9 protein-coding genes are annotated in these 9,472 nt (G+C 61.8%); 4 read left to right on the plus strand and 5 right to left on the minus strand.

Features of this window, described 5'->3' with window-relative positions; genetic code table 11:
* Positions 1-104 precede the first annotated feature (104 nt).
* The gene (locus M0D66_RS36620; protein ID WP_200621785.1) at positions 105-287 is read left to right on the plus strand and encodes a hypothetical protein; all 183 of its coding nucleotides are present in this window, start codon (positions 105-107) and stop codon (positions 285-287) included.
* Positions 288-320: 33 nt separating this feature from the next.
* On the opposite strand, the gene M0D66_RS36625 is transcribed toward M0D66_RS36620, so the two are convergent.
* Both M0D66_RS36625 and M0D66_RS36630 read right to left on the minus strand, forming a co-directional pair.
* Positions 321-1,688, minus strand: a complete 1,368-nt coding sequence (locus tag M0D66_RS36625; protein ID WP_266212801.1) for an APC family permease — start codon at positions 1,686-1,688, stop codon at positions 321-323.
* A gap of 179 nt (positions 1,689-1,867) precedes the next feature.
* Positions 1,868-2,704 (minus strand): carbon-nitrogen hydrolase family protein, encoded by an 837-nt coding sequence (locus tag M0D66_RS36630; RefSeq protein ID WP_093646748.1) that lies wholly within the window; start codon positions 2,702-2,704, stop codon positions 1,868-1,870.
* Between the two features lie 139 nt (positions 2,705-2,843).
* Between M0D66_RS36630 and M0D66_RS36635 the strand changes: the two genes are divergently transcribed.
* Complete coding sequence (locus M0D66_RS36635) at positions 2,844-3,689, plus strand: LuxR C-terminal-related transcriptional regulator (protein ID WP_093646746.1); 846 nt, start codon at positions 2,844-2,846, stop codon at positions 3,687-3,689.
* Between the two features lie 28 nt (positions 3,690-3,717).
* Here the strand turns inward: M0D66_RS36635 and M0D66_RS36640 are convergent, their stop codons facing one another.
* From M0D66_RS36640 to M0D66_RS36650, 3 genes are all read right to left on the minus strand, one after another.
* A complete protein-coding gene (locus M0D66_RS36640; protein ID WP_266212802.1) occupies positions 3,718-4,452 on the minus strand; it encodes a thioredoxin family protein in 735 nt (244 codons plus the stop codon).
* Positions 4,453-4,566: 114 nt separating this feature from the next.
* Positions 4,567-4,992 (minus strand): helix-turn-helix transcriptional regulator, encoded by a 426-nt coding sequence (locus tag M0D66_RS36645; RefSeq protein WP_093646741.1) that lies wholly within the window; start codon positions 4,990-4,992, stop codon positions 4,567-4,569.
* 244 nt (positions 4,993-5,236) lie between these two features.
* Positions 5,237-6,619 carry an NCS2 family permease gene (locus M0D66_RS36650; RefSeq protein WP_074286043.1) on the minus strand — a complete coding sequence of 461 codons (1,383 nt, stop codon included), beginning with the start codon at positions 6,617-6,619 and terminating at the stop codon, positions 5,237-5,239.
* A 517-nt stretch (positions 6,620-7,136) separates the two neighbouring features.
* Here M0D66_RS36650 and M0D66_RS36655 point away from each other — a divergent pair.
* On the plus strand, positions 7,137-8,114 hold the full coding sequence (locus tag M0D66_RS36655) for a PRC-barrel domain-containing protein (RefSeq protein ID WP_093646739.1): 978 nt from the start codon (positions 7,137-7,139) through the stop codon (positions 8,112-8,114).
* Complete coding sequence (locus M0D66_RS36660; RefSeq protein WP_093646737.1) at positions 8,111-9,364, plus strand: MFS transporter; 1,254 nt, start codon at positions 8,111-8,113, stop codon at positions 9,362-9,364. The genes M0D66_RS36655 and M0D66_RS36660 overlap by 4 nt, the downstream gene beginning before the upstream one ends.
* Positions 9,365-9,472: the final 108 nt, after the last annotated feature.

Here is a 9,472-nt window from a genome sequence, read left to right on the forward strand (position 1 = left end):
GTAAGCCCAGGCGTAGCAAATCCGTAAGCTCAACTCGCTAGAATCCGGCTCACGTAATAGCGCGATCCGACGATACGAGTCGCGCGTAAGCCCGGATTTGATCGATGACCTTGGCGTTGAATTTCGATTGGCTGACCAACCTGATGGCGATTATTTTCGTCGTAGCATGCTTATACGATGCACGCTACGACGAGTACGGCACGTTGACACTGTCCGCGGCCGTGATGAGCCTGATCGTGATGGCGATCGAACTGTTCCTCAAACCCGCCTTTGACATGGCGTTGTGAGTTCGGCGCTGCGCAACGCAGCGCCATCAGCTATCAGACCGCGACTTCCGGCGGCGCCCGGCGGAAACAGCGCGTGATCCAGCCGAGATAGCACAAGCCCAGCACGAACCACACCGCGCCGAGCACCAGTGCGGTTTTCTCCAGACTCACCAGCAGCCAGATATCCGCAATCGCACCAGCCAGCGGAAACACCAGGCCGCCGATCACACCCATCGCATTCGCACTGCCCTTCGCGTTGAAGAACTGCCGGATCACGCACAGATTGACCGCGGTGAACGCGAGAAACGCGCCGAAGTTAATGAACGAGGTCGAGGTCGCCACGTCGAGCTTCAACGCGACAAGACCGATTGCACCCGCGATCGCGATGTTCAGCGCCGGCGTCTTGAACTTCGGATGCACGAAACCGAAGATGCGCTTCGGCAAGACTTCGTCGCGTCCCATCGCATACAGTAGACGCCCCACGCTTGCCTGCGCCGAGATGCCCGACGCGAACTGCGCGAGAATCAGGCCGGCCAGAAACACCGTCACGAAGATATCGCCACCGACTTTGCGTGCGACTTCGAACGCGGCCGAATCCGGGTCCTTGAACACCGCACCCGGATGCGCGAGTTGCACCGTGTACGCGGCGATCACGAAGATCGCGCCGCCGATCAGCGCAATCAGCACAATCGCACGCGGCATGGTTTTTTCAGGGGCGATGGTTTCTTCAGTCAATGTCGACACTGCATCGAAGCCCAGATACGAATAGGCGGCAATCGCGGCGCCCGCCATCGTCGCCGACAACGGCACATGCGGCTTGAAGAACGGTTCGGCCGAAATCAGGCCACCGGGGCCAACCGCCGCGGTCACATAGTGGCAGCACAGCACGACGAACAAGGCGACGATCGCGAGTTGCACGACCATCAGCACGATGTTGAAACGGTTCGCGAGTTCGATGCCAAGAATATTCAGCGCGCTCGTCAACACAATGAACGCGACGATCCAGATCCAGCTCGGAATGTGCGGAAACGCGGCGCTGAGATACGCGGCGCCGATCAGCCAGATCACCATCGGCAGGAAGAAGTAATCGAGCAAGGTGGCCCAGCCGATCATGAAACCCAGATGCGGATTGAAGCTTTTGCGCGTGTATGTGTACGCTGAACCCGCTACCGGGAAAAGCCGCGCGAGCTTGCCGTAACTGAGCGCGGTGAACACGATCGCGACCAGGGCAATCAGATACGCGAGCGCGGCGGTGTCGTTGCTGGCGGTCGCCAGCACGCCGTAGGTGCCGTAGACGATCAGCGGCGCCATATAGGCGAGGCCGAACAGCAAAACCGAAGGCAGGCCGAGTGTGCGTTTCAGATGCGCGCTTTGGGGCGCGGCAGGTGCGCCGGCGCGCTCCGTGGGGGATGTCGGGGTCATGCGGTGTCTCCTCTTGCGAATGGGCGAGCGTCGTCGAGGGCGACGTTGAACGCGCCCGGGTCGGGTTTTGTCGATCAGTCTTGCAGGGTGCGCGGAAGTCGCGCCGATGATTCTTTGCCTAACGTGCTGCGCGTAGGTGTGGATGCGTGCTTATGCGCACCTACACCTGCGCACGCGCCTTAGCGCGTTCGGATCACACGCGCACGTTGCCCTTGCTCGCCGTCTTGCGTCGCGAGGTCGAGCGAAATGCGCGCGTCATGCAGATAACGATAGTGCTCGCGCGCGGCTTCGAGGCGCGCGGGATCGAGCGTGGCGCGCAGGACCGTTTCTTCGTGGCCGGCGTCGCACACCACATCGCCTAACGGATCGATCAGCGCCGATTCACCGGGGAAGGTGAGATTGTCGTCGCCCGAACCGATGCGATTCACAAGCGCCGCAAACATCTGATTCTCCATCGCACGCGCCACGATTGCGCGGCGATGCACCGGCCCGAACGGGTCCATATTGCCGTTCGTCACGATCAGCAGATCGGCGCCGAGCGAGGCAACCGCGCGCGCCGTTTCCGGAAATTCGATGTCGTAGCAGACCAGGATGCCAACGGTCAGACCCTTGAAGCTGCACACTTCGTAGCGGTCGCCCGGTTCGAACACACCGACGTCCGACGCCCACAGATGCGTCTTGCGATAGCGCAGCGCGATCTCGCCGCGTTCGTCGACCAGCACCGTGGTGTTGAAAAAGCGGCTGCCGTCACGCTCGGCGAGACCCACTGCCACCGCAACCCGTGCTTCGCGCGCCGCGTTGCGCACGGCGGTCAGCGACGGCCCGTCAATCGGTTCGGCCACGTCGGCGATGGTGTCGCGAGTAGGAAAGCCCGACAGCGTGGTCTCCGGAAACACGATCAGATCGGTTCCGGCCGCGCGCTGGCCGATGGTTTGCAGCACGCGTTGCACGTTTGCCCCGCCCACGCCCACGGCGCCATCTACGATCGGGATCTGTGCCAGTTCGAGTTGAAGCATTTTGTCTCCTATGCTCAGCAATCTGCTTCGCGTTAAATAGCGGCTGTTGTCAGGCGCCCGCGTTTCAGGTTGGGCCTATTATTACCAGACATATTTTTGACCGTAATCACCCGGCAGGGTTACCCTCAACGGAGCACGCATGGAACTCGAATGGCGCGATCTGGCCTTTCATCGCGAGATCGGCGCGGTTATCGAAGCACTCGACAGCGCGCAATTCTGGACCCGCCTCACACGCGCGCTCGAACGCTATGTCGTGTTCGACAACTGGGTCGCCCTGCGCTTCACGCCTGGCATGGCGCCGCTCGCCTGCGCAGAATCGCCCACGCCGGACGGCACAGTGGACGTGATGTTCCAGGACTATCTCGCCGCGCTCTATCAACTCGATCCGTTTTATATCGCCGCGACCGAGAAGCCCGCATCGGGTTTCGTCACGCTGGCCGACGTCGCGCCCGACAACTTCTCGATGACCGACTACTACCAGCGGTACTTCAGGAAAAACATCGTCGGCGATGAAGTGCATTTCAACTACATGATAGACGCGAGGCATACGCTGGCGTTCTCGCTGGGCGCCACGCAGCGCTATGGCGAGCGCGATCTGGCGGTGCTCGCGCTCTGTGCGCCATGGGTGATCGCGCTACTGCGGCAGCGCTTGCCGTATGAGACATTCGATGCGCCGGAGCCGGCCTCGAGCGAGGCCGTGACGCAAGCAGCGATCAATACGGACGCCCCTGCGGACACGCCCACCTATGCCGCGCGTTTCGAGCAGGTGTCGTCGGTGGGCGGGCGCTCGTCACTCACCGCACGCGAAGTGGAGGTGGCCATGCTCACTCTGAGCGGATTTTCAACGCGCGCCATCGCGGAGAAACTGACGATCTCGTTCGAGACGGTGCGCGCGCACAAGAAGCACATCTATACGAAGCTCAACGTCAACTCGCAGTCGGAGTTGTTCGCGCTGTTTTATGAAGCGGGACGCAAAGGGGCATGACGTCCCGCTTATTCCTGGCCGGCGCGCGTCAATGGCTGCACGCGGCGCAACCGCCCGCCTTCTCCTCATAGCGGTCGTGATGCTTGAGCCACTCACCCATATTCTTCTTCTCCTCGCGGCCTTTCGGCACCACGTCGAGATGCGCGTACGCACTGAGGAACTGCTCGCCGCCGCGTCCGTAGGTGGAATACGTGTGATAGATGTCGCCCGCTGCGTCCTTGTAGAACACGCTGTGACCGGGTAGCTCGTCGATGCCGACATCCTGCTCGGTGAAGTTGTAGAACCCCTTCTTGCTGGCGATTTCTTCCGGTGTGAACGACACGTGATAGTCGAAATTGAAGTCGCTCTCATTCGACGACACCCACGGAAACTTCCAGCCCATGCGTTTTTTGAACGCCTCGATCTTCGCGAGCGGCCCACGCGAGACTGCCACGTAGGATACGTCGTGATGTTCGAGATGCGTCAGGATGCCATCCATGTGATCCGACACGAACGAGCAGCCGAAACAGCCCTCTTCCCAATCCGGACCAAACATGAAGTGATAAACGATCAACTGGCTACGGCCGCCGAACAGGTCGGCGAGTGTTTTGGGGCCTTGCGGCGTGTCGAATACATAAGTCTTGTCGACCTTCACCCAGGGCAGCGCCCGGCGTTTGCGGGCGAGTTCATCGCCGGCGCGTGTGTACGCTTTCTCTTCGACTAATAGCGCCTTACTGGCGGCCAGCCATTCTTCCCGGGTACCGATACGATGTTGCGGATCCATGTGCGTCTCCTTTTCTGCGTCATACAGGTTAGATAGAGCAAATCACGCGAATTCAGGCGAGGTAGCGTTCCAGCGCATCGAGACCGTGGCTCAAGCCGGTCGGATGCATCCATGTCACGAATTGCGCCGCTTCCGTAGAGGCGCGGCAGATTTTCGCGGGCGCGGCGTCGTGACGACGCTGGTGGGCGTGGCTGGGTTTGGCGGACATGGCGGTTCCTCTTCGACGAAAGCAGCAAGACGATCGAGTGATTCGGACCAGAAGCGCTGATAGCGGGTAAGCCATTCCATGGCTTCCTCCATCGGTCCGGCTGACAGGCGGCACGCCACCGTGCGGCCGGTTTTGCTGCGCGTGATGAGCCCGGCCTCGGACAACACGTCGAGGTGTTTCATCACTGCGGGCAAAGACATCGCAAACGGCTCGGCGAGTTCGCTGACCGACAGATCGTTCAGTTGGGACAGACGCGCGAGCAACGCACGCCGCGTCGGATCGGACAGCGCGGCAAAGGTGCGATCGAGTAATGTTTCATTAAACTTAACCATGAGGTTAAGTATAGAAACACGCGTGAGGATGTCAAGGACAGGTGCGCACTTTTCTCAAAGCTCACAGGAAGCGGAAGGTGCTAAGGGGATGCTGAAAAAAGATACGCGGCGCATCGCAGATCGAACCCTGCAATACGCCGCGTCAAGGTGGAGAACAACCGACTACACGTTCGAGCGAAGCGGCAAGGCAAGCCCGCCCCACTCTCGCGTTACAGCAAACCGCGTAAAACTCAATGCGGCAGAATCAGATGGCCCAACCGCCGAGATAGAAGCCGACCAGCACGACAGCGATAACAACCGTGCCGACGTTCAGCTTGCGATACTCGCCGCTCACCACGCGGCCGATCACCAGCGTCGCGAAACCGAGCATGATGCCCGTCACGATGTTGGCGGTCAGCACGATGAACACGGCGCACATCAGGCCCGACATCGCGTCGACCATATCGTCCATGTGCAGCTTGCTCACGTTCGAGAGCATCAGCAGACCGACGTACATCAGCGCCGGAGCCGTTGCATACGAAGGCACGAGACTGGCCAGCGGCGAGAAGAACATCACCACGAGGAACAGCAGACCGACCACGGCTGCGGCCATACCCGTCTTCGCGCCGGCTGCAACACCAACCGTCGATTCGATATACGCGGCGGCCGGTGCGCCACCGAGCAGGCCCGAGAAAATCGAGCTCAGCGAATCCGCCGTCAGCGCACGGCCACCGTTGATGATGCGGCCGTTTTCGTCGAGTTGACCGGCTTGTCCGGCGACGGCGCGAATCGTGCCGGTTGCGTCGAACACGGCCGTCATCACGAGTGCCAGCACGCTAGGCAGAACCGCCATCGAAAGCGCGCCCTTGATGTCCATCGCGCCGATCAGCGAAGCATGGCCCGGTGCGCTCAGCGAAGGCACCGCAAACACGCCGTGGAACACCACCGCCGGATCGATTGCGAGCGCAATCAACGAGATCACGACGATCACGATCAGGATCGAACCCGGCACGCGACGGCGCACCAGACCGAAGATCGCAGCCAGACCCGCCACCGACATGATCGCCGGCAACGCCGTGATGTTGCCCAGTGCCACCGGCAAACCGGCGCCCGGATTCTTGACGACCAGACCTACGTCGTTCGCGGCGATCAGGAGCAAGAACAGGCCGATGCCGATCCCCGTGCCGTGCGCGATGCCGGTCGGCAGATTGCGCAGAATCCACGAACGCACGCCCGTTACCGAGATTCCGGTGAAGACGACACCCATCAGGAACACTGCACCGAGCGCGACGTTCGGATGCAGACCTTTACCGAGCACGAGGCCGAACGCGGTGAACGCAGTCAGCGAAATCGCGCAGCCGATAGCGATCGGCAGGCGCGCCCACACACCCATCAGCAGCGAACCGAAGGCGGTCGTCAGACATACGGCGACAAACACCGCGCTGGTATCGAAGCCCGCTTTGCCGAACATGCCCGGCACGACGAACACGGAATAGACCATCGCGAGGAAGGTCGTGATGCCCGCAACAATTTCCGTACGCTGCGAACTGCCGCGTGAAGAGATTTCGAAGTAGCGGTCGAGAAAGCCCTTTCCGTCGAATGATTCGGCGCCGACTTCAGAAATCGGTTGGGCGTGGGGTTCCATCATGATGAGTGCCTCCTTTATCAGCGTGCTGAAACGGCCCGGTTTCCGGCCGCCATCAGGTTCGTCTCGTTGCGTTGATCTAATGTGGTGTGGCAAGGTTTGAACGTCGGCTTGCGATGCGTCAGACAACCCGCATGCTCCGTTCTTCTTTTGCTGTCCCGAAATGTAGGGCAACACAAATATGTCTCCCATCGCATGAATGGCATGCTCGACATGTCGCGATGCTTATATCGTTTAAGGGACGGCAAACCATGGGGACGCTCCGCGCGTTTACACCTACGGTTTGTCATCGAGTTGTGAAAGGGTTTTGAGGGGTTCGACGCGCAAAAACGGGCCTACGTCCCGGCCGAAAGTACACAGCGCGGCATGAATCGTGCGTCGCGGACACCTGTCAGAAAGCCTGCAAAACCGGGCCGCCCCGGCGCCGCGGGTTACACTCTGGCCCTTACCTGAGTTAAAGCGTGACTTAACTGCGGCGGTCCACAGCGCCCGTCCGCACTGGCCCATGGAGTCCTTCTTGATGAGCGGCGGTTTCTCGCGTCCTGCCTGGCGTCTTCTGCTTCTTGCTGTGTTCGCGCTGTTCGCGCTGTCCGGTTGCAGCCTGCTGTGGGGCCCGCAACAGGCGCCGATTGTCGACGCCACGGTGATGCCCGTCGAACCCGCGAGCGCGCCCGTAGCCGCCTCCGCGCCGGAACCGGCCGAGACTGAAGCGGCCGAGCCCGAGCAGCCGAAGAAACCGAAGAAGCCGGTCGTCAAGCCACGCAAGGTCGAACCTCCGCCGCCGGTCGCCACGCCCGCGCCCCCTCCTCCCGCGCCCGCGCCGCTGATCGTGCTGCGCACGATCGAGCGCAGCGAAGCGCGCGCCCTGCTCGATAGCGAAGTGCAGAAGCCCGACGGCAAAGTGGTGGGCCGCGCGGTCGATCTGATCGCCGATGCGAGCGGTAAGCCACGCGAAATCGTGGTCAATTTGCAGGGCTTCCTTGGCGTCGGAGATCGCAAGGTCAATTTCCCGTGGAACGCGTTCCGCTTCACACCCACTGCGAAGACCGCGCCGATCACGCTCAATGCGACGGCCACGCCGACTCCCGCGGCGAAGTCCGCCGCCGTGCAATTGCAGCTGATCGACACCGACGTCGAGCGCTCGAACGGCGCCAAGGTCGGCCGCGTGATCGACGTGCTGATCGACGCCAACGCGCAGCCGCAAGCAGTCGTGCTCGACGTCAACGGCATGGTCAGCACCGAACGGCGCACGATTGCCGCCAACTGGTCGGCCCTGCGTTTCGTCACGAAAGACAAGGAGCTGCATCCGCTGATCGATCTGAGCGATGCGCAGATCAACGCGACGCCGCCGTACGCCAACGACAAGCCGATCCGCGCGGTGTCGCCCGCGCCGCCACCCGCTCCCGCTTCCGCGCCTGCTCCCGTCGCTCCTGCCACTGCGGCTTCTGCCGCGCCGGCCACAGTCACGGCGGGTTCCAACACACGGGCGGTCCGATGACAGGCCGCACTTTGGTCACCGCGCGAAGTCTGCGCGCACTCGATTGGCTGAATTTTTTCGTCGCCAACGTGCAGACGGGTTTCGGGCCGTTCATTGCGTCGTACCTCGCCTCGCACAAGTGGACCCAGGGCGAGATCGGCATGGCGCTGTCCGTCGGCACTATTAGTGCGATGGTCAGCCAGGTGCCGGGCGGCGCTGCTGTCGACGCGTTGCGCAACAAGAAAGGCGCGGCTGCATGGGCGATCTTCGCGATCATCTTCAGTGCGGTGCTACTGGCGGCGAGCCCGACGGTGCTGCCGGTGATTGCCGCCGAGGTATTCCACGGCTTTGCCAGTTGCATGCTGACGCCGGCGTTGGCCGCGATTTCGTTCGCTCTCGTGGGGCGCGCGAATCTGGGCGACCGGTTGGGGCGCAATGCGCGCTGGGCGTCGATCGGCAGCGCCGTCGCGGCCGGCTTGATGGGCGTGTTCGGCGAATACTATTCGCCTCGCGCGGTGTTCTGGCTGACCGCGGCGCTGGCGGTCCCTGCGCTGTTTGCGCTGACGATGATCCAGCGTACCGATACGATCGAGCTGCCGAAAACCGGGCCCACACCGGCGCAGATCGAACGGCGCGAGAGTTTGCGCGAGCTGTTGCGTGACAAGCGGATGCTGTTGTTTGCGGCTTGTATTGTGCTGTTCCACTTGTCGAATGCGGCGATGCTGAATCTCGCCGCGGGTGAAGTGACGGCCGGCATGGGTGACAACGTGCAGCTCGTGATTGCCGCGTGCATCATCGTGCCGCAGGCGATTGTGGCGATGATGTCGCCATGGGTTGGGCGCTCTGCCGAGCGGTGGGGACGCAGGCCGATTCTGCTGCTTGGGTTTTCGGCGTTGCCGATACGGGCGTTGTTGTTTGCCGGAATCAGCAGCCCTTATTTGCTGGTGCCGGTGCAGATGCTCGACGGCCTGAGCGCGGCCGTGTTCGGGGTGATGCTGCCGTTGATTGCCGCCGATGTTGCTGGCGGGAAGGGGCGGTATAACCTTTGTATTGGGTTGTTTGGGTTGGCTGCCGGGATTGGGGCTACTTTGAGCACGACTGCTGCCGGGTTTGTGGCGGATCATTTTGGCAATGCCGTGAGCTTTTTTGGGCTTGCTGCGGCGGGGGCGCTTGCCGTGCTGCTCGTTTGGGCCGCGATGCCTGAGACGCGGGATGCGGCTGCTGGGGATGAGGCGGAGCCTTTGGGGGATGGGAAGTCGGCTGTTAGATGAGCTTGTTTTTTGCCTTTTGCGGCGGCATTTGGCCGGGGTCTTAGGGCTTTGGGCTTTCCTTGATCTGGCTTTGGTGCCTTTCCTTGAATTGTTAGTGGTCTATTAGCG

Source organism: Paraburkholderia sp. SECH2, from assembly GCF_030464795.1.
In the GTDB taxonomy this organism is placed as follows: domain Bacteria; phylum Pseudomonadota; class Gammaproteobacteria; order Burkholderiales; family Burkholderiaceae; genus Paraburkholderia; species Paraburkholderia aspalathi.